The organism is Gordonia alkaliphila, from assembly GCF_039542465.1.
Taxonomy (GTDB): Bacteria; Actinomycetota; Actinomycetes; order Mycobacteriales; family Mycobacteriaceae; genus Gordonia; species Gordonia alkaliphila.
The window spans coordinates 84,208-110,610 of record NZ_BAABIE010000002.1 but is presented as its reverse complement, the minus strand read 5'-3'; the positions used below and the strand labels follow the sequence as shown (position 1 = coordinate 110,610).

Annotated in this window: 25 protein-coding genes; 22 read left to right on the top strand and 3 right to left on the bottom strand. The window is 70.0% G+C overall.

What is annotated here, in order from left to right:
* Positions 1 to 15 precede the first annotated feature (15 nt).
* The 3 genes from aroC to aroB are packed head-to-tail and all read left to right on the top strand — an operon-like array spanning position 16 to position 2,839.
* Positions 16 to 1,224 (top strand): chorismate synthase, encoded by a 1,209-nt coding sequence (aroC, locus tag ABD989_RS02410; protein WP_345312475.1) that lies wholly within the window; start codon positions 16 to 18, stop codon positions 1,222 to 1,224.
* A gap of 11 nt (positions 1,225 to 1,235) precedes the next feature.
* Complete coding sequence (locus tag ABD989_RS02405) at positions 1,236 to 1,736, top strand: shikimate kinase (RefSeq protein WP_345312292.1); 501 nt, start codon at positions 1,236 to 1,238, stop codon at positions 1,734 to 1,736.
* The gene (gene aroB / locus ABD989_RS02400; RefSeq protein ID WP_345312291.1) at positions 1,733 to 2,839 is read left to right on the top strand and encodes a 3-dehydroquinate synthase; all 1,107 of its coding nucleotides are present in this window, start codon (positions 1,733 to 1,735) and stop codon (positions 2,837 to 2,839) included. Before ABD989_RS02405 ends, aroB begins: the two co-directional genes overlap by 4 nt.
* A gap of 147 nt (positions 2,840 to 2,986) precedes the next feature.
* Here aroB and ABD989_RS02395 read toward each other — a convergent pair whose 3' ends face one another.
* Positions 2,987 to 3,490, bottom strand: a complete 504-nt coding sequence (locus ABD989_RS02395; RefSeq protein WP_345312290.1) for a B-4DMT family transporter — start codon at positions 3,488 to 3,490, stop codon at positions 2,987 to 2,989.
* Positions 3,491 to 3,533: 43 nt separating this feature from the next.
* On the opposite strand from ABD989_RS02395, the gene ABD989_RS02390 reads away from it, so the two are divergent.
* The 10 genes from ABD989_RS02390 to pyrF are packed head-to-tail and all read left to right on the top strand — an operon-like array spanning position 3,534 to position 14,528.
* Positions 3,534 to 4,652, top strand: coding sequence for a M24 family metallopeptidase (locus ABD989_RS02390; RefSeq protein WP_345312289.1), 1,119 nt, complete (start codon positions 3,534 to 3,536; stop codon positions 4,650 to 4,652).
* Between the two features lie 22 nt (positions 4,653 to 4,674).
* The gene (gene efp / locus ABD989_RS02385; protein ID WP_345312288.1) at positions 4,675 to 5,238 is read left to right on the top strand and encodes an elongation factor P; all 564 of its coding nucleotides are present in this window, start codon (positions 4,675 to 4,677) and stop codon (positions 5,236 to 5,238) included.
* Positions 5,225 to 5,692, top strand: a complete 468-nt coding sequence (gene nusB / locus ABD989_RS02380; protein ID WP_345312287.1) for a transcription antitermination factor NusB — start codon at positions 5,225 to 5,227, stop codon at positions 5,690 to 5,692. Before efp ends, nusB begins: the two co-directional genes overlap by 14 nt.
* Before the next feature lie 58 nt (positions 5,693 to 5,750).
* Complete coding sequence (gene pyrR, locus ABD989_RS02375; RefSeq protein WP_345312286.1) at positions 5,751 to 6,317, top strand: bifunctional pyr operon transcriptional regulator/uracil phosphoribosyltransferase PyrR; 567 nt, start codon at positions 5,751 to 5,753, stop codon at positions 6,315 to 6,317.
* Positions 6,314 to 7,327 carry an aspartate carbamoyltransferase catalytic subunit gene (locus ABD989_RS02370; protein WP_345312285.1) on the top strand — a complete coding sequence of 338 codons (1,014 nt, stop codon included), beginning with the start codon at positions 6,314 to 6,316 and terminating at the stop codon, positions 7,325 to 7,327. Before pyrR ends, ABD989_RS02370 begins: the two co-directional genes overlap by 4 nt.
* On the top strand, positions 7,324 to 8,610 hold the full coding sequence (locus tag ABD989_RS02365) for a dihydroorotase (RefSeq protein ID WP_345312284.1): 1,287 nt from the start codon (positions 7,324 to 7,326) through the stop codon (positions 8,608 to 8,610). Before ABD989_RS02370 ends, ABD989_RS02365 begins: the two co-directional genes overlap by 4 nt.
* Positions 8,607 to 9,176, top strand: a complete 570-nt coding sequence (locus ABD989_RS02360) for a PH-like domain-containing protein (RefSeq protein ID WP_345312283.1) — start codon at positions 8,607 to 8,609, stop codon at positions 9,174 to 9,176. Before ABD989_RS02365 ends, ABD989_RS02360 begins: the two co-directional genes overlap by 4 nt.
* Positions 9,173 to 10,348 (top strand): glutamine-hydrolyzing carbamoyl-phosphate synthase small subunit, encoded by a 1,176-nt coding sequence (carA, locus tag ABD989_RS02355; protein ID WP_345312282.1) that lies wholly within the window; start codon positions 9,173 to 9,175, stop codon positions 10,346 to 10,348. Before ABD989_RS02360 ends, carA begins: the two co-directional genes overlap by 4 nt.
* Complete coding sequence (gene carB, locus ABD989_RS02350) at positions 10,348 to 13,701, top strand: carbamoyl-phosphate synthase large subunit (protein WP_345312281.1); 3,354 nt, start codon at positions 10,348 to 10,350, stop codon at positions 13,699 to 13,701. Before carA ends, carB begins: the two co-directional genes overlap by 1 nt.
* Complete coding sequence (gene pyrF, locus ABD989_RS02345) at positions 13,698 to 14,528, top strand: orotidine-5'-phosphate decarboxylase (protein WP_345312280.1); 831 nt, start codon at positions 13,698 to 13,700, stop codon at positions 14,526 to 14,528. Before carB ends, pyrF begins: the two co-directional genes overlap by 4 nt.
* 20 nt (positions 14,529 to 14,548) lie before the next feature.
* On the opposite strand, the gene ABD989_RS02340 is transcribed toward pyrF, so the two are convergent.
* Complete coding sequence (locus tag ABD989_RS02340; protein ID WP_345312279.1) at positions 14,549 to 15,625, bottom strand: alpha/beta fold hydrolase; 1,077 nt, start codon at positions 15,623 to 15,625, stop codon at positions 14,549 to 14,551.
* A gap of 219 nt (positions 15,626 to 15,844) precedes the next feature.
* On the opposite strand from ABD989_RS02340, the gene mihF reads away from it, so the two are divergent.
* The 9 genes from mihF (at position 15,845) to ABD989_RS02295 (ending at position 24,515) form a co-directional block, all read left to right on the top strand.
* Positions 15,845 to 16,159 carry an integration host factor, actinobacterial type gene (mihF, locus tag ABD989_RS02335; protein ID WP_005939231.1) on the top strand — a complete coding sequence of 105 codons (315 nt, stop codon included), beginning with the start codon at positions 15,845 to 15,847 and terminating at the stop codon, positions 16,157 to 16,159.
* A gap of 2 nt (positions 16,160 to 16,161) precedes the next feature.
* A complete protein-coding gene (gene gmk, locus ABD989_RS02330) occupies positions 16,162 to 16,767 on the top strand; it encodes a guanylate kinase (RefSeq protein ID WP_345312278.1) in 606 nt (201 codons plus the stop codon).
* 20 nt (positions 16,768 to 16,787) lie between these two features.
* Positions 16,788 to 17,084 carry a DNA-directed RNA polymerase subunit omega gene (gene rpoZ / locus ABD989_RS02325; protein WP_246995829.1) on the top strand — a complete coding sequence of 99 codons (297 nt, stop codon included), beginning with the start codon at positions 16,788 to 16,790 and terminating at the stop codon, positions 17,082 to 17,084.
* 6 nt (positions 17,085 to 17,090) lie between these two features.
* Positions 17,091 to 18,317: a bifunctional phosphopantothenoylcysteine decarboxylase/phosphopantothenate--cysteine ligase CoaBC gene (coaBC, locus tag ABD989_RS02320; RefSeq protein ID WP_345312277.1), complete on the top strand. Its 1,227-nt coding sequence runs from the start codon at positions 17,091 to 17,093 to the stop codon at positions 18,315 to 18,317.
* Between the two features lie 69 nt (positions 18,318 to 18,386).
* Positions 18,387 to 19,604, top strand: coding sequence for a methionine adenosyltransferase (gene metK / locus ABD989_RS02315; protein ID WP_345312276.1), 1,218 nt, complete (start codon positions 18,387 to 18,389; stop codon positions 19,602 to 19,604).
* A 76-nt stretch (positions 19,605 to 19,680) separates the two neighbouring features.
* A complete protein-coding gene (locus ABD989_RS02310; protein ID WP_345312474.1) occupies positions 19,681 to 21,621 on the top strand; it encodes a primosomal protein N' in 1,941 nt (646 codons plus the stop codon).
* Between the two features lies 1 nt (position 21,622).
* The gene (fmt, locus tag ABD989_RS02305) at positions 21,623 to 22,579 is read left to right on the top strand and encodes a methionyl-tRNA formyltransferase (protein WP_345312275.1); all 957 of its coding nucleotides are present in this window, start codon (positions 21,623 to 21,625) and stop codon (positions 22,577 to 22,579) included.
* The gene (locus ABD989_RS02300) at positions 22,576 to 23,967 is read left to right on the top strand and encodes an RsmB/NOP family class I SAM-dependent RNA methyltransferase (protein WP_345312274.1); all 1,392 of its coding nucleotides are present in this window, start codon (positions 22,576 to 22,578) and stop codon (positions 23,965 to 23,967) included. The genes fmt and ABD989_RS02300 overlap by 4 nt, the downstream gene beginning before the upstream one ends.
* Positions 23,964 to 24,515: a hypothetical protein gene (locus ABD989_RS02295; RefSeq protein WP_246995839.1), complete on the top strand. Its 552-nt coding sequence runs from the start codon at positions 23,964 to 23,966 to the stop codon at positions 24,513 to 24,515. Before ABD989_RS02300 ends, ABD989_RS02295 begins: the two co-directional genes overlap by 4 nt.
* A 4-nt stretch (positions 24,516 to 24,519) precedes the next feature.
* Here the strand turns inward: ABD989_RS02295 and ABD989_RS02290 are convergent, their stop codons facing one another.
* Positions 24,520 to 26,313: an HNH endonuclease signature motif containing protein gene (locus ABD989_RS02290; RefSeq protein ID WP_345312273.1), complete on the bottom strand. Its 1,794-nt coding sequence runs from the start codon at positions 26,311 to 26,313 to the stop codon at positions 24,520 to 24,522.
* Positions 26,314 to 26,403: the final 90 nt, after the last annotated feature.

Below are 26,403 nucleotides of genomic sequence, written 5' to 3'. Positions count from 1 at the left end.
ACCGCCGCCGCGCTTCTGGAAGAATCGGTCACTGTGCTGCGCTGGACTACTGCTGGAGAATCCCACGGACCCGCCCTGATCGCGATGATCGAGGGCATGGTGGCCGGGGTCGAGGTCACCTCGTCAGATATCGCCGAACAACTCGCCCGTCGGCGCCTGGGCTACGGCCGCGGCGCGCGGATGAAGTTCGAGGCCGACAAACTCACCGTCGTCGGCGGCATCCGCCACGGCCTCACCATGGGCAGCCCGATCGCCATCGAGATCGGCAACTCCGAGTGGCCCAAGTGGGAACAGGTGATGGCGGCCGATCCGGTGGATCCGGCCGAACTGGAGGGCAGCGCTCGCAATGCGCCGCTGACCCGTCCTCGCCCGGGCCACGCCGACTACTCGGGCATGCTCAAGTACGACTTCGCCGACGCCCGCCAGGTCCTCGAGCGCGCCAGCGCCCGCGAGACGGCGGCCCGCGTCGCCGCAGGCACCGTGGCGCGCAACTTCCTGCGCCAGGTGCTCGGCATCGAGGTCCTCTCGCACGTCATCTCGATCGGCGACAGCGCCGACTACACCGGCCCGGCCCCGCGCTACAGCGATCTGCCGGCGATCGACCACAGCCCGGTCCGCTCCTTCGGCAAGGACGCCGAGGCGTCGATGATCGAGGAGATCGAAGCCGCCAAGCGCGACGGCGACACCCTCGGCGGCGTGGTGGAGATCATCGCCACCGGTGTGCCGATCGGTCTGGGCTCGCACGTGTCCGGCGAGACCCGCCTGGACGCCCGCCTGGCCGGCGCCCTGATGGGCATTCAGGCCATCAAGGGCGTCGAGGTGGGCGACGGCTTCACCACGGCTCGCCGCCGCGGCAGTGCCGCGCACGACGAGATGGTGCCCGGCGCCGACGGCGTGCTGCGCTCCACCAACCGGGCCGGCGGCCTGGAAGGTGGCATGACCAACGGTGAGGATCTGCGGGTCCGCATCGCGATGAAGCCGATCTCCACGGTGCCGCGCGCGCTGTCGACGGTGGACATGTCCACCGGCGAACCGGCCAGCGCCATCCACCAGCGCAGCGACGTGTGCGCCGTGCCGGCCGCCGGCGTCGTCGCCGAGGCCATGGTGGCCCTGGTCTTGGCGCAGGCGGCGCTGGAGAAGTTCGGCGGCGACTCGGCGCGCGAGACGTCGGCCAACCTGCGCTCCTACCGCGACGCGATCGACGCGCGGCCGCCGCGGCCGTGACGCCCCGCGCCGTGCTCACCGGATTCATGGGATCCGGTAAGTCGACGGTGGGACGGGCGCTGGCCGCCGCACTCGAGGTGGACTACCTCGACACCGACGCCGAGATCGAGCGTCGGGCCGGGCGCAGCATCCCGGAGATCTTCGCCGACGGCGAAGCGGCCTTCCGCGCCGTCGAACGGGAGACCGTGCTCGACGTCCTGGCCACCGCCGACGGCGTCGTCGCCCTCGGCGGCGGCTCGGTGACCGTCCCGGACATCGCCGCCGCACTGACCGACCACCACGTGGTCTATCTGCAGATCGAGGCCGACACCGGGTTCGCCCGCGTCGCCGGTTCCGATCGCCCGCTGCTGGCGCACACCGACCCGGCCGCGCGCTACGCCGAACTGCTGGCCGGACGCGTCGACGCCTACCGCGCCGTGGCCGCCCACACCGTTGACGCCGACGCGCCGGTCGACCGCCTCGTCGCCCAGATCCTCACCGCATTGCCCCCGAATCAGGAGAACCCCTCATGACCGAGCCGGTTAAGGTGGCCGTCCGCGCGGCCGCACCGTACGACGTGACGATCGGTCGCGGCCTGCTGACCGACCTGGCCGAGGCCGTCACCGGCGCCGACCGGGTGGCCGTGGTCTACCAGCCGCCGCTGCGCCAGACCGCCGAGCAGATCGTCGAGTTCCTCGGCGAACACGGGAAGGAGGCGCACCGCCTGGAGATCCCGGACGCCGAGGACGGCAAGGACCTGCAGGTCGCGTCGTACTGCTGGGAGGTCTTCGGCCGCATCGGCCTCAAGCGCAACGACAAGGTCGTCAGTCTCGGCGGCGGTGCCGCCACCGACCTCGCCGGCTTCGTCGCCGCCACCTGGATGCGCGGCATCGGCGTGGTGCACGTGCCGACCACCCTGCTCGCCATGGTCGACGCGGCCGTCGGCGGCAAGACCGGCATCAATACCGACGCGGGCAAGAACCTGGTCGGCTCCTTCCACGAGCCCGACGCGGTCCTCATCGACCTCGGCACCCTCGAATCGGTGCCGCGGAACGAGATCATCGCCGGCCTGGCTGAGGTGATCAAGACCGGTTTCATCGCCGACCCGGTGATCCTCGATCTCATCGAGGCCGACCCGGACGCCGCGCTCGATCCGACCGGCACCGTGCTGCCCGAACTGATCCGGCGCAGCGTGCAGGTCAAGGCCGACGTGGTGTCCGCGGACCTCAAGGAGTCCTCGCTCCGCGAGATCCTCAACTACGGACACACCCTCGGCCACGCCGTCGAACGCCGGGAACGGTACAAGTGGCGTCACGGCGCCGCCGTGTCGGTGGGCATGGTCTTCGCCGCCGAACTCGCCCGTCTGGCCGGGCGTCTCGACGATGCGACCGCCGACCGGCACCGGACGCTGCTGGAGCTGGTGGGCCTGCCCACCAGCTACGACCCGGATGCGCTCGGCGAGCTGATGCAGTACATGGCCGGGGACAAGAAGAACCGCTCCGGGATGCTGCGCTTCGTGGTGCTCGACGGACTGGCCAAGCCCGGCCGGCTCGAAGCCCCGGACCCGGCGTTGATCGCCGCCGCCTACGGCGCGATCGGCGGCCGGCGCGCCTCCGGCACCACCATCTCGCTCTAGCCACGCTCGCGTGTCGCGACCCTGATCGCGGGTCGCTCGCGGAGCCCGCGTGGCGACTCGGCAGCGGGGTCGCGACACGCCTGACCGGGAGAGAGAAACGCCGCGGACTTCGAGAGGAAGTCCGCGGCGTTTCTGGTTCGTGTCTGCTCAGGCGTTGGCGTCGACCACCTCGGTCGGCTGGTTGTGCAGCGCGTGCACCGACCAGTCTTCTTCGGGGTCGTTCTTGTGCTGGTCGCGGCGGACGATCCAGCGTCCCACGCTGACGCCGAAGAAGGCGGGCGCGTACACCAGCAGCGTGATGAACGAGGTGCCGGCGATCATCTCGATCCAGAACGAGGCCTGGCCGATACCGTCGAGCCAGAAGGTACCCAGCAGCCAGCAGACGAAGCAGGCCACCAGACCGGCGAAGAACCCGGCCTTGAGCCACCGCATGGTGAGATCTTCGTAGTCGTCGGGGTCCGGATGGGCCCGCGCATCGCGAATGCCGTCGTAGCCGCCCCAGATGACCGCGACCAGCACGACGGCGATGATGGCGATCCACCGCGAGATGGGCGACTGGACGGGCCAGGCGATGATGGCGAAGCCGAGGGCCACTCGGGCGATGATCTGAACGATCGACATGACGATGCCGCGCAGAAGCCAGGATTGCATGGGGTCAACATACCGGCCTGAGATGTGTACAACAATCTTAGGTATGCGTGTTGCACCCGATACCGTTCCCGATCACCCCACCCGACGAGCCGCCGTGGCGGCCGCCCTGGCCGCCCACGACGCCGATGCCGTGGTGGTCAGCGACCTGACCAACGTCCGCTATCTCACCGGCTTCACCGGCAGCAACGCCGCGGTGCTGATCTGGCGCGACGATCCCTCGCGCGACCGCATCGCCACCGACGGCCGGTACACCGCGCAGGTGGCCGAACAGAGCCCGGACCTGGAGGCGATGCTCGCCCGCGACACCATCGGTGCGCTGGTCGAACGCGCCGGGGCCGCGGGCACGGCGGTGCGCGTGGCCTTCGAAGCCGATGCGGTGACGGTCGGTGACTTCGGCGAACTGTGCACGGCCGTCGAGGCGTCGCCGGTGGAGCTGGTCCCGGTCCGCGGACTGGTGCAGGCGCTGCGTGAGGTCAAGGACGCGGGGGAGACGGCCCTGGTAGAGGCGGCCTGCCGGATCGGCGACGAAGCGCTGGCCGCGCTGGTGGAACGGGGCGCCGTGGCGCCCGGCCGCACCGAACGCGAGGTGGCGCGCGACCTCGAATGGGAGATGTATGCGCGCGGCGCCGCGGCGATCGCGTTCGAGACCATCGTGGCCGCCGGCCCGAACTCCGCGGTCCCGCACCACCGTCCGACGTCGGATGTCCTCGCGGCGGGGGACTTCGTCAAGATCGACTTCGGTGCGGTGGTCGACGGCTACCACTCGGACATGACGCGCACCGCGGTGCTCGGCGAGCCCGCACCGTGGCAGCGGGAGATCTACGAGATCGTGCGCCAGGCGCAGGCCGCCGGTCGGGCGGCCCTGGTGCCCGGGGCCGCGCTGGCCGAGATCGACGCCGCCGCGCGGGAGGTGATCGCCGCCTCGGGATACGGCGAGCAGTACGTGCACGGCCTCGGGCACGGCGTCGGACTCGAGATCCACGAAGCGCCGGGGATCGGGAGCGCGGCGCGCGGTACACTGCGTGACGGTGCGATCGTCACCGTGGAGCCGGGCATCTATCTGCCTGGCCGCGGTGGGGTCCGCATCGAAGACACGCTCGTTGTCTCCGATGCCGGGCCGCGGTCGCTGACGAACGCCCCCCGGGCGTTGCTGATCCTGTAGCGGATTTCAAAGGAGACTTCACATGGCGACTACCGCCGACTTCAAGAACGGCCTCGTGCTCAAGATCGACAATCAGCTGTGGCAGATCGTCGAGTTCCAGCACGTGAAGCCGGGCAAGGGCCCCGCCTTCGTGCGCACCAAGATCAAGAACGTGGTCTCGGGCAAGAACGTCGACAAGACCTTCAATGCCGGCGTCAAGGTGGAGACGGCCAACGTCGACCGCCGCGACATGACCTTCCTGTACAACGACGGCACCGACTTCGTGTTCATGGACGCCGAGACCTTCGATCAGGTGTCGATCACCCCCGAGGTGATGGGCGACGGCTCGCGCTTCCTGCTGGAGAACATGTCCGTGCAGGTCGCCACCCACGAGGACGTGCCGCTGTTCGTCGAGCTCCCGGTCACCGTCGAGCTCGAGGTCACCAAGACCGATCCGGGCCTGCAGGGCGACCGCTCCACCGGCGGCACCAAGCCCGCCATCCTGGAGACCGGTGCCGAGGTCGCGGTGCCGCTGTTCATCAACACCGGCGACAAGCTGAAGATCGACTCGCGCGACGGGAATTACCTCGGCCGTGTCAACAGCTGATCGCGCGGGAGAGCCGCGCGGCCGCCACCGCCAGCGCCGTCGCGCCGTGGATCTGCTCTTCGAAGCCGAAGCCAAGGGCGTGCCGGCCACCGACCTGATCGCGCAGCGTCGCGAGGTCTTCGCCACGGACGACAGCGTCGGCGAGATGACCGGCTACGCGGTGCGTGCGGTGGAGGGCGTGGTGGCCGACGCCGGCCAGGTGGACGCCATCATCTCCTCGCATCTCGAGAACTGGTCGTTCGACCGCCTGCCGGCCGTCGATCGCGCGATTCTGCGTCTGGGTACGTGGGAACTGCTGTACGCGCCCGACGTCGACATCAAGGTGGTCCTCGACGAAGCTGTGAAGCTCGCCACGGAACTGTCCACCGACGACTCTCCTGCCTTTGTGAACGGGGTTTTGGACCGCATTTCGGCGTTGGCCCCCCAGGTGCGAGCGGCGGGCTCGGCGGAGTAGAGTTCTCACCGGCACATCCTTTAACGATCCGTCCCGTGAGGCGGAGAAGGAGGTCGGTGTGACGACTCGCACCCGCACCTTGTTGAACGCGTCAGAAGTCGGTCGGACGGTGGCGCGCATGGCGCACCAGGTGATCGAGAAGACCGCGCTCGACGGCGACCATCCCCAACAGGTGGTCCTGATCGGAATTCCCACCCGCGGCACCACGCTCGCGCAGCGGCTCGCCGCGAAGATCGAGGAATTCACCGGCGTGCAGGTGCCCACCGGCTACCTCGACATCACGCTCTATCGCGACGATCTGCGCGACAAGCCGCACCGCCCCCTGGAACGCACCCTGGTACCGACCGGTGGCGTCGACGGTGCGCTGGTGATCCTCGTCGACGACGTGCTCTTCTCCGGCCGCACCGTTCGCGCCGCCCTCGACGCGCTGCGCGACCTGGGCCGCCCCGCCGCCGTGCAGCTCGCGGTCCTCGTCGATCGCGGCCACCGCGAGCTCCCGCTGCGTGCCGACTACGTGGGCAAGAACATCCCCACCGCCCGCGACGAGGACGTCGACGTGCACCTGGCCGAGCACGACGGCGTCGACGAGGTCGTCGTCCGCACCACGGTGGAGGCGGCACAGTGAAGCACCTGCTCTCCACCGAAGGTCTGAGTCGCGACGACGCCGTCGAACTGCTCGACGAGGCGGCCCGCTTCGAACAGGCCCTGGCCGGTCGCGAAGTGCGCAAGCTGCCCACGCTGCGCGGCCGCACCGTGATGACGGTGTTCTACGAGAACTCCACCCGCACCCGCGTCTCCTTCGAGGTGGCCGGCAAGTGGATGAGCGCCGACGTGATCAACGTCAGCGCGTCCTCCTCCTCGGTCAGCAAGGGGGAGTCGCTGCGCGACACCGCCAAGACGCTGCGGGCCGCCGGCGCCGACGCACTGATCGTGCGCCACCCGGCCTCCGGCGCGGCGGCGCAGATCGCACGCTGGACCAACGACGGCACCGACCTGCCCGACCTGGCACCCGGCCAGGAACGGCCGCTCACCACCGGCCCGTCGGTGATCAACGCCGGCGACGGCACCCACGAACATCCGACCCAGGCCCTGCTCGACGCCTACACGCTGCGGTCGAAGTTCGGTTCGCTCGACGGCCGCCGGATCACCATCGTCGGCGACGTCCTGCACTCCCGCGTGGCTCGCTCCAACGCGCACCTGCTCTCCACACTGGGCGCCGAGGTGACGCTGGTGGCGCCGCCCACGCTGCTGCCCACCGGGGTGCAGACCTGGCCGGTGCGGGTCAGCACCGAACTCGACGCCGAACTGCCCGGCAGCGACGCGGTCATGATGCTGCGCGTGCAGGCCGAGCGCATGAACGGCGGATTCTTCCCGAGTTCCCGCGAATACTCGGTCCGCTACGGCCTCAACGACGCCCGGCGCGCACTGCTGGGTGAGGACGCGCTGATCCTGCACCCCGGCCCCATGCTGCGCGGCATGGAGATCGGCTTCGACGTGGCCGACGCCCCGCAGTCGGTGGTCCTGCAGCAGGTCCGCGCCGGCGTGCACGTCCGCATGGCCGTGCTGTTCCGGCTACTCGCCAGCGGCGGCGCCGAGGCGCCCGCCCACCACCAGTCGACAGGAGCGCAACAGTGACGGTCTCAGGTTCGATCCTGCTCACCGATGTCCGGCCGTACGGCGAAGGCGACCCGGTGGACGTCGCCGTCACCGACGGCGTCATCACCGCGATCGGGACCGGTCTGACGGCCCCGGAGGGTGCCCGCACCGTCGACGGCCGCGGCGGCGTGCTGCTGCCCGGTTTCGTGGACCTGCACACCCATGTCCGCGAACCCGGCCGCGAAGACACCGAGACCATCGCCACCGGTTCGGCCGCCGCGGCCCGCGGCGGCTACACCGCGATCTTCGCGATGGCCAACACCAGCCCGGTGGCTGACAACGCGGCCATCACCGACCTCGTCTGGCGGATCGGCCAAGAGGTGGGTCTGGTCGACGTGCACCCGGTCGGTGCGGTCACCGTCGGACTGGAAGGCCGTCAACTCGCCGAGATGGGCATGATGGCCGACGGCGCCGCCAAGGTGAAGCTGTTCAGCGACGACGGCAAGTGCGTCCACGACCCGGTGCTGATGAAGCGCGCCCTGGAGTACAGCTCCGGCCTGGGCGTGCTGATCTCCCAGCACAGCGAGGATCCGCGGCTCACCGAGGGCGCCGTGGCGCACGACGGCCCGACCGCCGCTCGCCTGGGTCTGGCCGGCTGGCCGCGCGCCGCCGAGGAGTCGATCGTCGCCCGCGACGCACTCTTGGCCCGCGACGCCGGCGCCCGCGTGCACGTGGCGCACGCCTCCACCGAGGGCACCGTGTCCCTGCTGCGCTGGGCGCGCGAGCAGGGCATCGCCATCACCGCCGAGGTCACTCCGCACCACCTGCTGCTCGACGACTCCCGCCTGGAGACCTACGACGGCGTGAACCGCGTCAACCCGCCGCTGCGCGAGGACCGCGACAAGCTGGCCCTGCGCGCGGCACTGGCTGAGGGCGTCATCGACTGCGTCGCCACCGACCACGCACCGCACGCCGCGCAGGAGAAGTGCTGCGAGTTCTCCCAGGCCAAGCCCGGCATGCTGGGCTTGGAGACGGCGCTGTCGGTGGTGGTGGAAACCATGGTCCGCCCGGGTCTGCTCGACTGGCGCGGGGTGGCCCGCGTGATGAGCGAACGTCCCGCGCAGATCGTCGGACTCGACGACCAGGGTCGGCCGATCGCCGTCGGCGAGCCCGGCAACCTCACCGTCGTCGATCCGGACGCCGAATGGACGGTCGAGCCGGACGCGCTGGCCAGCAAGTCCCGCAACACCCCGTACGCGGCGATGACCCTGCCCGGTCGCGTGGCGCTGACGGTGCTGCGCGGCACGGTGACCGCCGAATGAGCCCGTGGTTGGTCGACGTCCTGATCGTGGGCGGCGTGGCGCTGTTCTGGCTGTTCCTGATCTGGCTGGGACTGCGCGGCTGGCGCAAGCGCGGCCGCGCCCAGGCCGACCAGCTGGGGGAGCTACCCGTGGTGCCCGATCAGCTCGGTGAGGTCCTCGACGGACCGGACACCGGCGTGTACGTCGGCAGCACCCTGGCACCGACCTGGGCCACCCGCGTGGCGGTCAAGGACTTCGGCGACCGCGCGCTGGTCCACTACTCGCGCTACGCGGAGGGCATTCTGCTCGACCGCACCGGCGCATCGCCGATCTGGATCCCGACCGAGGCGATCACCGCAGTCCGCACCGAGAGCGGCCTGGCCGGAAAGGTGATGAGCCGCGACGGCCTGCTGGCCATCCGCTGGCGACTGCCGTCCGGGGTGGAGGTCGACTCCGGTATCCGCGGCGACGACAAGTCCGTCTACCCGGCGTGGACCACGGCCTACGCGGAGATCACCGCACGCACACGCACCGAACTTGACGCCGCTGACGCGGCAGGCACCGAGACGAAGAGGAAGAAAGCATGAGTAAAGCGGTATTGGTGCTGGAGAACGGCAACATTCACACCGGGCGCAGTTTCGGCGCCGAAGGCGTCACCCTGGGCGAGGCGGTCTTCTGCACCGCGATGACCGGCTACCAGGAGATGCTGACCGACCCGAGCTACCACAAGCAGATCGTGATCTCCACGGCCCCGCAGATCGGCAACACCGGCTGGAACACCGAGGACGGCGAGAGCCTGCTCGGCAAGCGTTCGCAGGTGCGATGGTCGGCGGACTTCATCGATCACAAGGACCCCGGCAAGATCTGGGTGGCCGGCTACGCCGTGCGCAACCCCACGGTGCGCGTGTCCAACTGGCGCGCCACCTCCAGCCTCGAAGACGAACTGATCGCCCAGGGCGTGGTCGGTATCGGCGGTATCGACACCCGCGCGGTGGTCCGCCAGCTGCGCGAGGTCGGCGCCATGCGCGCCGGCATCTTCTCCGGCGCGGCCGTCACCACCGCCGAGGAGATGCTGGCCCAGGTGCGGGCGCAGAGCCCGATGGCCGGCGCCGACCTGGCCGCCGAGGTCAGCACCGAGGAGCCGTACGTGGTCGAGGCCGCGGGCGAGCCCAAGTTCCGCGTCGCCGCCCTGGACCTGGGGATCAAGGCCAACACCCCGCGCATGCTCGCCGCACGCGGCGTGGAGGTGCACATCCTGCCCTCCGACGCGACGATCGACGACGTGCTCGCCATCGCGCCGGACGGCTTCTTCCTGTCCAACGGCCCGGGCGACCCGGCCACCGCCGACGGCGCCGTCGCGCTGACCCGCGCGGTCCTGAAGGCCGGCCTGCCGACCTTCGGGATCTGCTTCGGCAACCAGATCCTCGGCCGCGCGCTCGGCCTGAAGACCTACAAGCTCAAGTTCGGCCACCGCGGCATCAACATCCCGGTGCTCGACGTCGCGACCGGCGCGGTGGCGATCACCTCGCAGAACCACGGTTTCGCGCTCGAAGGCAAGGCCGGTGACGAGTTCGACACCGACTTCGGCCGCGGCCGCGTGAGCCACGTCTGCGCCAACGACGGCGTGGTGGAGGGCATCGAGCTGATCGACGGCTCCGCCTTCTCCGTTCAGTACCACCCCGAAGCCGCGTCCGGGCCGCACGACGCAGCCAACCTCTTCGACAAGTTCGTCGCCGCCATGGAAGGGACCAAGTCCTAATGCCACGCCGTACTGATCTCTCCCACGTCCTGGTCATCGGCTCGGGCCCCATCGTCATCGGTCAGGCCTGCGAGTTCGACTACTCGGGCACCCAGGCCTGCCGCGTGCTCAAGGCCGAAGGCCTGCGCGTCTCGCTGGTCAACTCCAACCCGGCCACGATCATGACCGACCCGGAGTTCGCCGACGCCACCTACGTCGAGCCGATCACCCCCGAGTTCGTCGAGAAGGTCTTCGAGACCGAAGCCGCCGCCGGCCATCCGGTCGACGCCGTGCTGGCCACCCTCGGCGGCCAGACCGCGCTGAACACCGCGGTGGCCCTGCACGAGCAGGGGATCCTCGCCAAGCACGGCATCGAGCTCATCGGTGCCGACATCGACGCCATCCAGCGCGGCGAAGACCGCCAGATGTTCAAGGACATCGTCACCAAGATCGGTGGCGAAAGCGCACGCTCGGCCGTCTGCCACACCATGGACGAGGTCCGTGCGACCGTCGCCGAACTCGGCTACCCGGTGGTGGTGCGCCCGTCGTTCACCATGGGCGGGCTCGGCTCGGGCATGGCCTACGACGAGGACGACCTCAACCGGATCGCCGGCGGCGGTCTGGCCGCGTCGCCCACCGCGAACGTCCTCATCGAGGAATCCATCCTCGGATGGAAGGAGTTCGAACTCGAGCTCATGCGCGACAACCGCGACAACGTCATCGTGATCTGCTCCATCGAGAACGTCGACCCGGTGGGCGTGCACACCGGCGACTCGATCACCGTCGCCCCGGCGATGACCCTGACCGACCGCGAGTACCAGCTCATGCGGGACCAGTCGATCGCCATCATCCGCGAGGTGGGCGTCGACACCGGCGGCTGCAACATCCAGTTCGCCCAGGATCCGCGCGACGGTCGACTCGTGGTGATCGAGATGAATCCGCGCGTCTCGCGGTCGTCGGCGCTGGCCTCCAAGGCCACCGGCTACCCGATCGCGAAGATGGCCGCGAAGCTGGCCATCGGCTACTCGCTCGACGAGATCACCAACGACATCACCAAGGCCACCCCGGCCGCATTCGAGCCGTCCATCGACTACGTGGTGGTCAAGGCCCCGCGGTTCGCGTTCGAGAAGTTCCCGGGCGCCGACGACACCCTCACCACCACGATGAAGTCGGTGGGCGAGGCGATGAGCCTGGGCCGCAGCTTCACCGAAGCCTTCGGCAAGGTGATGCGGTCGCTGGAGACCAAGGCCGCCGGGTTCTGGACCGAACCCGACCGTCCCGACCCGGCGACGATCGACCTGCCGGCGCTGCTCGCCGACATCGCCGTCCCGCGCGACGGCCGGATGTACAAGATCATGCAGGCCATGGAGGCCGGCGCGACCATCGAGCAGCTGTACGAGGCCACCGCCATCGACCCGTGGTTCCTGGCCGAGATCGCCTTCATCGGCGAGATGGGCGCGCGGGTGCGCGACGCCGACGTGCTCGACGAGGACCTGCTGCGCGAGGCCAAGTCGACCGGTCTGTCCGACCGGCAGATCGCGGCGCTGCGCAGCGCGCGCGGCGACGACGCCCTGGGCACCGAGGCCGCGATCCGCGCCCACCGTCACGGGCTGGGCGTGCGCCCGGTGTACAAGACCGTCGACACCTGCGCGGCGGAGTTCGAGGCGAAGACGCCGTACCACTACTCCAGCTACGAGCTCGATCCCGCGGCCACCTCGGAGATCGCGCCGCAGCCCGATCGCCCCAAGGTGATCATCCTGGGCTCCGGTCCCAACCGGATCGGTCAGGGCATCGAGTTCGACTACTCGTGCGTGCACGCGGCGCTGACGTTGAGCGAGGCCGGCTACGAGACGGTCATGGTGAACTGCAACCCGGAGACGGTGTCCACCGACTACGACACCGCCGACCGCCTGTACTTCGAGCCGCTGACCCTCGAGGACGTCCTCGAGGTGATCCACGCCGAGTCCGAGTCCGGCACCGTGCGCGGCGTGATCGTGCAGCTCGGCGGCCAGACGCCGCTCGGGCTGGCGGCGCACCTGGAAGCCGAGGGCGTGCCGATCGTCGGCACCAGCCCCGCGGCCATCGACCTGGCCGAGGACCGCGGCGAGTTCGGCAAGGTGCTCACCGAAGCCGGCCTGCCCGCGCCGAAGTTCGGCACCGCCACCACCTTCGAGCAGGCCCGCGACATCGGCGCCGAGATCGGCTACCCGGTGCTGGTGCGCCCGTCGTACGTGCTCGGCGGCCGCGGCATGGAGATCGTCTACGACGAGCAGGGTCTGGCCGACTACATCTCCCGCGCCACCGAGATCTCCGACGACCGTCCGGTGCTGGTGGACCGCTTCCTCGAGGACGCGGTGGAGATCGACGTCGACGCGCTCTACGACGGCACCGAGATCTACCTCGGCGGCGTGATGGAGCACATCGAGGAGGCCGGTATCCACTCCGGCGACTCGGCCTGCGCGCTGCCGCCGATCACCCTCGGCGCCGAGGAGATCGCGGCGGTGCGTCGCTCCACCGAGGCTCTCGCCAAGGGCATCGGCGTGCGCGGTCTGCTGAACGTGCAGTACGCGCTCAAGGACAGCGTGCTGTACGTGCTCGAAGCCAACCCGCGCGCCAGCCGGACCGCGCCGTTCGTGTCCAAGGCCACGGCCGTGCCGCTGGCCAAGGCGTGTGCGCGCGTCATGCTCGGCATGTCCATCGCCGAACTCCGCAGCCAGGGGATCCTCCCGCCGTCCGGTGACGGCAGCGTGATCCCGGTGAACTCGCCGGTGGCGGTCAAGGAAGCGGTGCTGCCGTTCAACCGGTTCCGCACCCCCGAGGGCGCGGCCATCGACACGTTGCTGAGCCCGGAGATGAAGTCGACCGGCGAGGTGATGGGCTTCGACCGCGACTTCGGTCGCGCCTTCGCCAAGGCCCAGGCCGGCGCATCGAACGCCCTGCCGACCAGTGGCGCCGTCTTCGTCTCGGTGGCCAACCGGGACAAGGCGTCCATCGCCTTCCCGACCAAGCGGCTGGCCGATCTCGGCTTCACCATCCTCGCCACTTCCGGCACTGCAGATGTGTTGCGGCGCAACGGCATCGAGGTCACCGAGGTGCGCAAGCACTTCGAGGCCGGCGCCGATGAGGAGTCGGTGGTCGACATGATCCGGGACGGCCGCGTCGACCTGATCATCAACACCCCGGCGGGCAGTTCCGGGCCGCGTGCGGACGGCTATGAGATCCGCGCGGTGGCGATCACCGCCGGTATCCCGTGCGTCACCACCGTGCCCGGAGCGGGCGCCGCGGTGCAGGGTATCGAAGCGGCGCTGGGCGCCACGATGGGCGTCGAGTCGCTCCAGCGTCGGCACGCGAGCCTGCAGCGGACGCAGGCGTGAGCACCGGCTTCGCCGAGCGCTACCGCGCGGCGGTGACCGCCCGCGGTCGCCTCTGCGCCGGAATCGATCCGCATGCCGCGCTGCTGGAGCAGTGGGGACTGCCGGTGTCGGTCGACGGCCTCCGGGCCTTCGCCGAGGCCGCCGTGGCGGGGCTGGGTCCCACCGCGGCGGTGATCAAACCGCAGGTCGCGTTCTTCGAGGCCTTCGGCTCGGCCGGACTGGCCGTGCTGGAGGAGACCATCGCCGGGTGCACCGCGGCCGGCGCCCTGGTGCTGGCCGACGCCAAACGCGGCGACATCGGGTCGACGATGGCGGCCTACACCACCGCCTGGCTCGACGACGCCTCACCGCTGTGCTCGGACGCCGTCACCGTTTCGCCCTACCTCGGTTTCGGGGCCCTGAGCCCGGCCGTGGAGCAGGCGCGCGCCACCGGCCGCGGCGTCTTCGTGCTGGCCCGCACGTCCAACCCGGACGGCCACGCGCTGCAGACCGCTCTCACCGGTGACGCGGTGACCGTGGCCCAGTCGATCGTGGATGCCGCCGCCGCGGTCAACGCGGACGGCTCGGCGACGGTGGGTGTGGTGGTCGGCGCGACCCGCGAGCACGGTTTGGACCTGGCCGCACTCGCCGGACCGATCCTGTCGCCGGGATTGGGTGCACAGGGCGCGACCGCCGCCGATCTGGCCGCCATCTTCGGCGACACCGCCGATCTGACGTGGCTGCTGCCTGCCGCCTCGCGCAGCATTCTGGGTGCGGGCCCGGCTCCCGCGGCGCTGGCCGCGGCGACGGCCGCCACCCGCGACGAGATCGAAGCCGCGCTGGGATAGGGGAGACCCCCGAGAGCGATCTACAGGCGTTCCGCGTCCAGCCGGGCGCGGAACGCCGCGATCGCCGGCCACGTCTGTTCGGCCGCCGCCGCACCGGTCAGCAGACCGAGGTGGCTGGTCTCGACCGTGTGGAACTCCACATGGGCCGACTCGGTGAAGATCTTCTCACCGTGCCGCACCGCCGCGTGGCTGGCGATCGCGTCGCGGTGCGAGCCCACCATGAAGATCGGCGCGGTGATCGACGTCAGATCCACCACCGTGTCGTCGAACTCGAGACGTCCGCGGCTCAACTCGTCGCGCACAATGAAGTTCACCAGCATCTGCTGGGCCACCTTGCCCGGATAGCCGGGCAGCGACCGCTGGAAACGGTCGATCACCTGCATGCGCGCCAGCGCCTCGGGGTCGTCGAGGTTCTTCAGGATGTACCACGGCTTCTTGAGTTCGCGTTCCCACGCGAAACCGCGGTACACGGTCCGCACGATGGGTGCGGGGATCCCCGCCATGGCGCGCAGCACGTACGTGGCCGGACGTCCGCCGGTGGGGGCCAGCAGCGTCCTCACCAGCGGATAGGGCGGCAGCAGCATGTAGTTCAGGGGAGTGCCGACGGTGATCACCGACCGGATCGGCAGGCTCTTGTCGTGCGCGGCCGTCATCAGACTGACCGTGCCGCCCAGGCTCCAGGCCATCAGGTCCACGGCGTCGCCGCCGGACGCGAAATCGTCGATCGCCTCGCCGATCGCGCGCGGCACGAACGTGTCGAAATAGTCCTCGAAACCCAGGTGCCGTTCGGCGCGCGTCACGTCGCCGAAGTCCACCACGTAGACCACAGTGCCCGTGGACAGCAGGAATTCGACGACCGAATTGCCCGGTGTCACGCCGGGCGCCAAGTCGTAGCAGCCCGCGGGAACCGCCAGCGGCGGCACCAGCAGCACCGGAACGGCGCCGGACTCGCGCGCGGCGTTGAGCTGCTGGTCAGAGCCGTATCGGATCAGTCGAGCGTGCGGGTGGTCGGCGATGACCACCGAGGTGGAGGCGGTGCGCGGGGCGATGTCGTCGCGGAGCACCCGCGCGAGTGTGGCCAGGTCGGACGCGAGCATGGTCCCCGAGGCTACTCGGCGGGCGGATCGTTCGACGCGCCCGGGGCGGTAGTCGCCGAGAACGGCGCGACGGGGTACCGTCGCTCCTGGTCATGACGCGAATGGATACACTCGTCGTGAAGTACCGCCGGTCCGCCGGGCCGCGGTGCACAGCCACCCGGCGCTCGTATAGCGTCGGTGGACCACACCGAACCAAGACCAACGAAAGGCGGAGGAACCGTGGCTCTTCCCCAGTTGACAGACGAGCAGCGTGCGGCCGCACTGCAGAAGGCGGCCGAGGCACGCCGCGTCCGCGCCGAGCTCAAGGAGCGCCTCAAGCGCGGCGGCACCGACCTCAAGCAGGTCCTGGCCGACGCCGAGGAGAACGAGATCCTGGGCAAGATGAAGGTCTCCGCCCTGCTGGAGGCGCTGCCCAAGGTGGGCAAGGTCAAGGCGCAGGAAATCATGACCGAGCTGGAGATCGCTCCGACTCGTCGTCTGCGTGGCCTGGGCGACCGTCAGCGCAAGGCTCTGCTCGAGAAGTTCAGCTCCTGAGCGTGCCCGCTGAGCAATCCACACAGGATTCCCCGTCGAGGGGCCGACTGGTTGTACTGGTCGGCCCCTCGGCCGTTGGGAAGTCGACCGTGGTGGCCCGCCTCCGCGAACTGCTGCCGCAGCTGATCTTCTCGGTGTCGGCGACGACGCGCGATCCGCGCCCCGGCGAAGTGGACGGCCGCGACTACTACTTCGTGACCCGCCCGGCGTTCGACGCGATGATCGAGAACGACGAGCTCCTCGAGTGGGCCGACATCCACGGGGGCCTGCAGCGTTCCGGCACGCCGGCCGCGCCGGTGCGCGCCGCGCTGGAGCACGGCGACCCCGTGCTGGTGGAGGTCGACCTGGTCGGCTCCCGTCTGGTCCGGCAACAGATGCCCGAAGCGATCATGGTGTTCCTGGCGCCCCCGAGCTGGGAGGAGCTGGAACGCCGCCTGCTGGGCCGCGGCACCGAAAGCCCGGAGGCGCGTGCGCGCCGACTGGAGACGGCCCGCGTCGAGATGGACGCCATCGGCGAATTCGGACACGTCGTCGTGAACGACGATGTCGACGCTTCGGCCCGCCAGTTGGTAAACTTGCTGATCGGCCCCTCTGCGGGCCGTACATAACGAACGTTGGAGAGACAAGCGTGAGCACCGAAACCGAGATCGACGTCGATCTCGTCGAAGAAACCGTCTACGACACCCCGCAGGGCATCACCGACCCGCCCATCGACGAACTGCTCGACCGCGCGTCGTCCAAGTACGCGCTGGCCATCTACGCCGCCAAGCGTGCGCGCCAGATCAACGACTACTACAACCAGCTGGCCGAGGGCCTGATGGAGTACGTCGGACCGCTGGTGGAGCCGGGCGTGCACGAGAAGCCGCTGTCGATCGCGCTGCGCGAGATCCATGCGGACCTGCTCGAGCACACCGAAGGCGAGTAGTCCTCGTTGCACGTCATCGTCGGAGTCGGCGGCGGCATCGCGGCCTACAAAGTGTGTTCGGTCATTCGGCATTTCACCGAAGCCGGCCACGATGTACGCGTGATGCCGACCCGTTCGGCCTTGAACTTCGTCGGCGCCGCCACTTTTGAGGCGCTATCGGGTAATCCCGTCACCACCGAGGTCTTCGACGACGTCGACGAGGTGGCGCACGTTGCCTTGGGTCGGGAGGCCGACCTGGTGGTGATCGCCCCGGCGACCGCCGATCTGATGGCCCGCGCCGCCGCCGGTCGCGCCGACGATCTGCTCACCGCATCGCTGCTGACCGCGCGCTGCCCGGTGATGTTCGTGCCCGCCATGCATACCGAGATGTGGGAGCATCCTGCGACGGTCGCCAATGTCGCGACGTTGCGTGCCCACGGTTCGACGGTCCTCACCCCGGCCTCCGGTCGATTGACCGGCGCCGACACCGGAGCGGGCCGCCTGCCCGAGCCGACCGAGATCGGTCTGCTCGGCGATCTGCTGCTGACCCGCCCCGATGCGTTGCCCTACGACCTGTCCGGGGTGCGCGTGTTGATCAGCGCCGGCGGCACTCGCGAGGCGCTGGATCCGGTCCGCTATCTGGGCAATCACAGCTCCGGCAAGCAGGGCTACGCCCTGGCCCGGGTCGCCGCTCAGCGCGGCGCCGCCGTGACGCTGGTGTCCGGCGCAGTGAGCGAACCCGGCGCTCCCGCCGCGGTCGACATCGTGCACGTCGACTCCGCGGTGGAACTGAGCCGCGAGATGAACGTCCGCGCCGCCGACTCCGACGTGATCATCATGGCCGCGGCCGTGGCGGACTTCCGTCCCGTCGGCGTGGCCGACGCCAAGATCAAGAAGGGCGCCGAAGGTCCGGCGCCCATCGAACTGACCACCAACCCGGACATCCTCGCGGGTCTGGTGCAGTCGCGCACCGCGGCGCAGATCCCGTCGTCGACGGTCATCGTCGGTTTCGCGGCGGAGACCGGCGACGCGGACGGCGGCGTCCTCGATCACGGCCGGGCCAAACTGCGCCGCAAGGGCTGCGACGTCCTCGTGGTGAACGCGGTCGGCGAGGGCCGCGCCTTCGGCACCGCCGACAACTCCGGATGGCTGTTGCGCGCGGATGGTACCGAAACCGGACTGCCTTACGGCTCAAAGACATTGATGGCGAGCAGAATCCTTGACGAAGTCGCCGCCCTCGTGCCTGATAGGTAGTGTTCGGCCGGTCCCGCCGCCGCTCCACCCCGTACTTTTCAGCTTTTTCTTACCTTCCGAGAGGAACCGATGACCGCGTCAGCGTCCCGCCTGTTCACCAGCGAGTCCGTCACCGAAGGGCATCCGGACAAGATCTGTGATGCGATCAGCGACTCCATCCTCGATGCGCTGCTCGAGCAGGATCCGAGCGCCAAGGTGGCCGTGGAGACCCTGGTCACCACCGGTCAAGTGCACGTGGCCGGCGAAGTGAACACCACCGCCTACGCCGATATCCCGACCATCGTCCGCGAGAAGATCCTGGAGATCGGCTACGACTCGTCGACCAAGGGCTTCGACGGCGCTTCGTGCGGCGTGAACGTGGCCATCGGCGCGCAGTCGCCGGAGATCGCGCAGGGTCTGACCGACTCGCACGAGAAGCAGACCGGCACCCACGCCGACGAGCTGGACCTGCAGGGCGCCGGCGACCAGGGCCTGATGTTCGGGTACGCGACCGCCGAGACCCCGGAACTCATGCCGCTGCCGATCGCGCTGGCGCACCGCCTGTCGCGTCGTCTCACCGAGGTCCGCAAGACCGGCCTGCTGCCGTACCTGCGCCCGGACGGCAAGACCCAGGTCACCATCGAGTACGCCGACGACGTTCCGGTCCGCCTGGACACCGTGGTGCTCTCCACCCAGCACGCGGCCGACATCGATATCGCTGGCATGCTGACCCCGGACATCGCCAAGCACGTGCTGGAGCCGGTCTTCGCCGAGCTGGATCTGCCGACCCCGCTGGACACCTCCAACCCGCGCCTGCTGGTGAACCCGACCGGCAGCTTCGTGCTGGGCGGTCCGATGGGCGACGCCGGCCTCACCGGCCGCAAGATCATCGTCGACACCTACGGCGGCATGTCCCGCCACGGCGGCGGTGCCTTCTCCGGCAAGGATCCGTCGAAGGTGGACCGCAGCGCCGCGTACGCCATGCGCTGGGTGGCCAAGAACGCGGTCGCCGCGGGCCTGGCCAAGCGCATCGAGGTCCAGGTGGCCTACGCCATCGGTAAGGCCGCTCCGGTGGGTCTGTTCGTGGAGACCTTCGGTACCGAGAACGTCGACCCGGGCACCATCGCGAAGGCGATCTCCGAGGTCTTCGACCTGCGTCCGGCCGCCATCGTGCGTGACCTGGACCTGCTGCGTCCGATCTACGCGCCGACCGCGGCCTACGGCCACTTCGGCCGGACCGACGTCGAACTGCCGTGGGAGCAGACCAACCGCGTCGCTGAGCTGCGCGCGGCCGCAGGCATCGCCTGACCCTTTCGGGGACCAAGGCGTGAGCAAGAATCAGCGCCTGCCCGCAACCGAGCATCCGGTGGCCCGCGTGCTGCCGATGCTCGGTTTGGCGCATCTGGACCGCCCGTTCGACTACCTCGTCGACCAGGCGATGGACGCCGACGCCCAGCCGGGCACCCGCGTGCGGATCCGGTTCGCAGGACGGCTGGTCGACGGCTATCTCCTGGAGCGGCGCGCGAGCAGTGACCACGGCGGCAAACTCGCCTGGCTGGAGCGGGTCGTCTCGCCCGAGCAGGTGCTCACCCCGGAACTGGTCGAGCTCACCCACGCCGTCGCCGAACGCTACGCGGGCACCACGCCCGACGTGGTGCGGCTGGCCGTGCCGCCGCGGCACGCCCGCGTGGAGAAGGCCGAATTCGCGGCCCCGCCGGCCGAGGAGCCCGTCGAGGCCGAACTGAGCCGGTGGGCCGACTACGACGGCGGCGTCGACTTCCTGTCGGCGTTGCGCGACGGGCTGCACCCGCGGGTGGCGTGGCAGGCGCGACCCGGTGAGGACGTCGCGACCCGACTGGCGGAGCTGGCCAGCGTGGTGGCCGCGGCCGGGCGCGGCGTGGTGATCGTGGTGCCCGACCAACGGGACCTGGACCGGCTCGAACACGCCTGCGCGGAACTGCTCGGCGACTGGTGCGTCACCCTGGCCGCGGGGCTCGGGCCCACGGCGCGTTACCGCCGCTGGCTGCGCGTGCTGCGCGGCTCGGCGCGGGTGGTGATCGGGACGCGCAGCGCCGTCTTCGCGCCGGTCCGCGATCTCGGGCTCACGGTGGTCTTCGACGACGGCGATCCCAGTCTCGACGAGCCGCGCGCACCGTATCCGCATCCCCGCGAGGTGGCGGTGCTGCGTGCTCACCAGACGGCGTCGGCACTGGTGATCGGCGGTTTCGCGCGGACCGCCGAAGCCCAGGCCCTCGTCGAATCCGGGTGGGCGCGCAACCTGGTCGCCGCGCGCGACGTGATCCGCGGCGATATGCCCCGCATCGAGGGCGTCTCCGACGACGACCGGCGCATCGCCGGCGATCCGCTGGCCCGCTCCGCCCGCATCCCGAACATCGCTTTCGACGCGGCGCGACGTGCGCTCGCCGAGGACCGGCCGGTGCTGTTCAGTGTGCCGCGACGCGGCTATCTGCCGTCGGTGGCGTGCGGACGCTGCCGCGAGGACGCCCGCTGTCGTCGATGTCATGGCCCGCTGCAGATGAACGAGCGCGGGGATCTGACGTGCCGCTGGTGCGGTCGCCCGGAGAACCGCTTCGTATGCCCCAACTGCGGCGGCACCGTGGTGCGGGCCCGGATGGTGGGGGACAAGCGCACCGCCGAGGAGCTGGGGCGCGCCTTCGTCGGCGTGCCGGTGCTCACCTCGGCCGGCGACAAGATCGTCGACGACGTCCCGCCCGGCGCCCGCGTCGTGGTGGCCACCCCGGGCGCCGCCCCGCGTGCCGAAGGCGGGTACGGCGCGGCGGTGCTGTTGGACACGTGGGCACAGTTGGACCGGCAGGATCTGCGGGCGGCCGAAGAAGCGGTCCGCGCGTGGATGGCGGTGGCCACGCTGGTGCGGCCGCACACCGACGGCGGACGGGTGGTGATCGTCGCCGATGCGGCGTTGACGCCGGTGCAGGCCCTGGTGCGCTGGGACCCCGTCGGCTTCGCCGGTCACGAGCTCGGTCTGCGGCGCGAGTTGGCCTTCCCGCCCGCGGTGACCATGGCGTCGATCGACGGTCCGCCGGCCGCCGTCGCCGCCTTCCTCGGCATGCTCGAACTGCCCGCCGGTGTGCAGCAGCTGGGCCCGGTCCCGCTCCCGCTGGGGGTGCGTGCACCGGCCGGGCTGGACCCGAGCGAGGGGATCGAGCGGGTGCTGCTGCGCACCGCCCGCGAGCACGGCCGTGGGCTGGCGGCGGCGCTGCGGGCCGCCCAGGTGGTGCGGCACGCTCGGCACGAAGACACCGCGGGTATCCGCGTGCAGTTGGACCCGCCTACCATCGGTTGACATGAGAGTGGTGTTTGCCGGGACCCCGCAACCGGCCGTGCCGACGTTGCAGGCGCTGATCGATTCTGACGAGCACCAGGTGGTCGGGGTGATCACCCGCCCGGACACCGTCGCCGGACGCGGACGCACCGCGGTGCGCTCACCGATCGGCCGACTCGCCGACGCGCACGCGCTCGAAGTGCTCACGCCGGCGAAGATGTCCGACCCCGAAGTGGCGGAGGCGCTGAGCCGGTGGAACGCCGATCTGGGCGTGGTGGTCGCGTACGGCGGACTCATCCCGCCCGCAGTACTCGGCGCCCTGCCGTACGGGTGGATCAACCTGCACTTCTCGCTGCTGCCCGCGTGGCGCGGGGCGGCGCCGGTGCAGGCCGCGTTGGCCGCCGGGGACGAGATCACCGGCGCGAGCGTCTTCGCGCTGGAAGCGGGACTCGACACCGGCCCGGTGTTCGGGACGTTCACCGAACGCATTCAGGACGCGGACACCGCGGGGGAACTGCTCGATCGCCTCGCCGACGCCGGTGCCGTGTTCACCCGCAACGTGGTCGACGGCATCGCCGCCGACGAACTGTCGCCGGTGCCGCAGGACGCCGACGGCGTGTCGTACGCGCACAAGATCACCGTCGCCGATGCGCAGGTGAAGTGGAACCTGCCGTCGCATCTGATCAACCGCGCGATCCGCGCGCACACCCCCGCGCCCGGTGCCTGGACGCAGCTCGACGAGGTCCGTATCAAGCTGGGGCCGGTGCTCGTCGCCGATCACCACGAGCTGGTCAACGGCTCGGTGGCGCCGAAAGACCTTGCGCCGGGCCAGATCTCAGCCGGAAAGAAGGCCGTCTACGTCGGAACCGCCTCGGGCGCAGTACAACTCGGCTGGGTGCAACCGCCCGGCAAGAAGCCGTTGGCCGCTGCGGACTGGGCGCGCGGCGCGCGGCTGACCGGTGAGGAGCACTTCGCATGAGCAACCCCGACCGCAAGTTCCGCAGCAAGAATCTGAGTCCCGAGCGCGTCGTCGCCCGCGATGTGCTGCGCGCCGTGCGCGAGCGTGACGCCTACGCGAACCTGTTGCTGCCCAAGCTCCTTCGCGAGCGCAAACTCGACACCCGGGACGCCGCGCTGGCCACCGAACTCACCTACGGCACGGCCCGCAGCATGGGCCTGCTCGATCAGGTGATCGCCGCGGCCGCCGGACGTCCGATCGCCGAGATCGACGGCGAGCTCCTCGACGTGCTGCGGCTGGGCACCTACCAGTTGCTGCGCACCCGCATCGGTTCGCACGCCGCGGTCTCCACCTCGGTGGACCTGGTGCGCAGCGAGAAGGGGATGGGGCCGTCCGGCTTCGTCAACGCCGTGCTGCGCAAGGTGTCCCAGCGCGACGAGGCGCACTGGGTGGACCAGATCGCCCCACCGATCACCGAGGACCTGATCGGGAACCTGGCGACGTCGTACGCCCACCCGCGGTGGATCGCGGAGGTCTTCTTCGAATCGCTCGGACGGTCCGCGGGCGAACTGCAGGCCGCACTCGCCGCCGACGACGAGCGGCCCATCGTGCACCTGGTGGCGCGGCCGGGCCAGATCAGTGCCGAGGAGCTGGCCCTGATCAGCGGCGGCGACGAGGGACGCTACTCGCCGTACTGCGTGTACCTGCCCGACGGCGACCCGGGGAAGCTCGACGCGGTGCGCGAAGGCTTCGCGGGCGTGCAGGATGAGGGCAGCCAGCTGGTGGCCTTGGCCGTCGATCGCGCCGAGGTGCTCGGCGAGGACACCGGCCGCTGGCTGGACCTGTGCGCCGGCCCGGGCGGCAAAGCGGCGTTGCTCGGTTCGCTCGCCGACCTGCAGGGGGCCCACCTGGTTGCGGTCGAGGTGTCCGAGCACCGCGCCGCACTGATCGAGAAGATCGTCGACGGCCTGCCCGTGCAGGTGCACGTCGCCGACGGCCGCGACAGCGGTCTGGAGCCGGGCTTCGACCGCGTGCTGGTCGACGCGCCATGCTCCGGTCTCGGCTCGCTGCGACGACGACCGGAGGCCCGCTGGCGGCGGACCCCCGAGGAGGTGCCCGCCCTGGTGCAGCTGCAGACCGAACTGCTGACCGCGGCCCTGGAGCTGGTGCGGCCGGGCGGCGTCGTCGTCTATTCGACGTGCTCGCCGAACCTGGCCGAGACCACCGAGGTGGTGGCTGCGGTGCTGGCCGAGCAGACCGACGTGCAGCAGCTCGACGCGCGCCCGTTCGTCGCCGGTGACGTCTTCGATCCGGAGAGTCTCGGCGCCGGCCCGCACGTGCAGTTGTGGCCGCACCGGCAGGACACCGACGCGATGTTCGTGGCCGCGCTGCGCAAGGACGCGCCGTGAGCCAGTTCGTGCAGTTCTATTTCTCGCTCGGCGACGCGGGCGCCGTGGCTGAGCAGCAGCTCACCGAGGCGGTGCGGCTGGTCCTCAGCGCGGATCCGGACGAGGATCCGGTGGAGGCCGGCCAGCAGGAGGTCGACGCCGAGGCGCTCGTGGAGATCCTGGCGATCGCCCACCAGGGGGCGAGCGACGGCGTGCCGCTGCCGCTCGACGAACGCGCCGCGATCTCGGTGGATCTGGGCCCGGGCGCCACGGTGAGCGCGTTCTCCGACAGTGCGCCGCCGGAATGCCCGCAGTGCCACGAACTGCTGGATCAGTGGGATCCGCACGAGTGGTGGGACGGCGGCGACGAGCCGGTCGAGGAGTGCCCGTCGTGCGGATTCACCGCGCCGATCGGTGACTGGGACATCCGCAACATCGCTTACGCCCGCACCGACTGCGGGTTGGTCCTGGTGGACTGGCCGCCGCTGGAGGAATACGGACCGGAACTGCACGACGCGCTGCTGGCAGTAGTCGGCTCCCGCGCCCGCTACGTCTCCGGCACCGTCTAGTCCACTAGAACGGCGGTTCCCCCATCGCCCGTTTCGCCTCGTAGTCGTCCCAGATGGCGGCTTCCTCGGCGGCCTGCTGTCGTGCCTGGTCGACGGCGCGCTGTTCGTGGTTGGCCTGGCGCTCCGCGCGCCGCCGCGCATGCTTGGCCGCCGTCCGCGTGCGAGCTCGCTGCGGCGAGTCCTCGATGCTGCTCGTCGCGGTCCCGTGCTGACCGAGCTGGTGGCGGCACCGCAGGTCGGCGAGTCGAGGGAACAACCACTGGTTCGGTGCGAGCAGCTCGACGGTGATACCGCCCGGGGTGGTCACCGACGAGTGGTAGCGCCCGTGGTCGTCGATCCAGAGGTCGTCGAGGAAGCCGGTCAGATGGGTTTTCATCAGATGATGGAACCGGCACTTGGGCAATAGATTGCAAACGCAAGTAGGGCCACCTTGCGATGGGCAGATGTTGTCGAACTCGGCGACGTGGTCCAGATCGCACGCGAAAGCGGCCCGTTCGCAGCCGGGGATCGAGCAGGTGCCCCAGAGGAACCGCGCGACGAGGTCGGTGAGCAGGTTCGGGCGATACGGATCGCTCGGGAACGCGGTTTTCGCGATCAGGAAGCGTGGCGGCGGCTCGGTTCCGGCGGCGGATTCGCTTGCGGGAGTGCTGTTTTCGTCGTTTTCCGGGTCGGGGCGTGCGTCATCGGCCCGGCACTCGTCCGGGCTGTCGGGGCGGGGTCCTTTTCGGTGGACCGCCGCCTCGTCGAGATCGTCGTCGTCGTTCGGATCGGCTGCGGGATCGGGTTCGAGGAGATCGTTCAGGTCGTGCTGGTGGATCACGGCGTCCTCGCGCTCGGCGATCTGCCGGACGTGGTCACCGGAGATCGGGCCGTAGCCATCGAGGTAGCCGCACTGATCGCCACCGTCCAACGTGGTGGCGTCACACAAGACGTGCACGACGATCCGTGCAGCATGCGCGTCGAGCTGCACGTCGCTGATCTGTGCGGTGCAGCCGTCGCTGTCGCACCGACAGGTGAATGGGATGCGCTGCAGCAGAGCGATCGCCGCGTCCGAGCGGGCCTGCGACTTAGTCCGTGGATCTTCCGGGCAGAGGCCGGCGATCACCGCGTCGAGCATCTGCCGTACCAAACGCACGTCTTCGGCGGTGGCCGTGATGGAGATCTGCGCCATGCCGCTGTCGAGTGCTTGGAAACCCACGGTGCGGGCGGCTTTGGCGCGGTCGCGGTCGAGTTTCTCGGCGTCGGGGTCGTATTCGGCGACGAGTCGGCGGGCCATGTGGCCGGTCTTGGTGATCGACATCGACGACACCCCACCCCGTAGGCCCATGATCTGCAGGGCGAGGGTCTGGTCGATGAGTGCCATGGTCTCGTCGTCGCGGACGAGTTGGGTCTCGTTGACGATGCGGTGGAACCGGGCCCGATCGATGAGCCCGAGTCGCATCGTCGAGAACACCGCCGGGAGGCGATCGCGGGCGCAGACGGCGTCGTCGAGCAAGGCGTGGGCGAAGTGATCGGTGCTGTCCAGACTCATCTGCAGTTCGAGCGCAGTCTGAGCCTCGAGATCGAGGATCGACCGCTGGGTCACCGCGACGTTCTTACTGACGGCCTGGACGTGGTCGAACATCGAGAGCGCGAACTGGAACAGCCGCCAATCGAGGTAGCAGTGGCCGTTCTTGATCGCGTGGACGGCCTCGGCGAGGTCGCCGGTCGACAGTTCTGCGAGAGAAACGCTGGACGAGGGCATGCCGACGGCAGCCAAGTCCGCCTTCGGCCAGGCGGAAGCAGCGAGCTTCGTCATGCCTACTCACCTCCCCAAGCGAGTCAGCCACACCGATCGTTCTGGTGTACTAACTCCACGTTACGCCGATCTACCTAATAGAACAAGCAT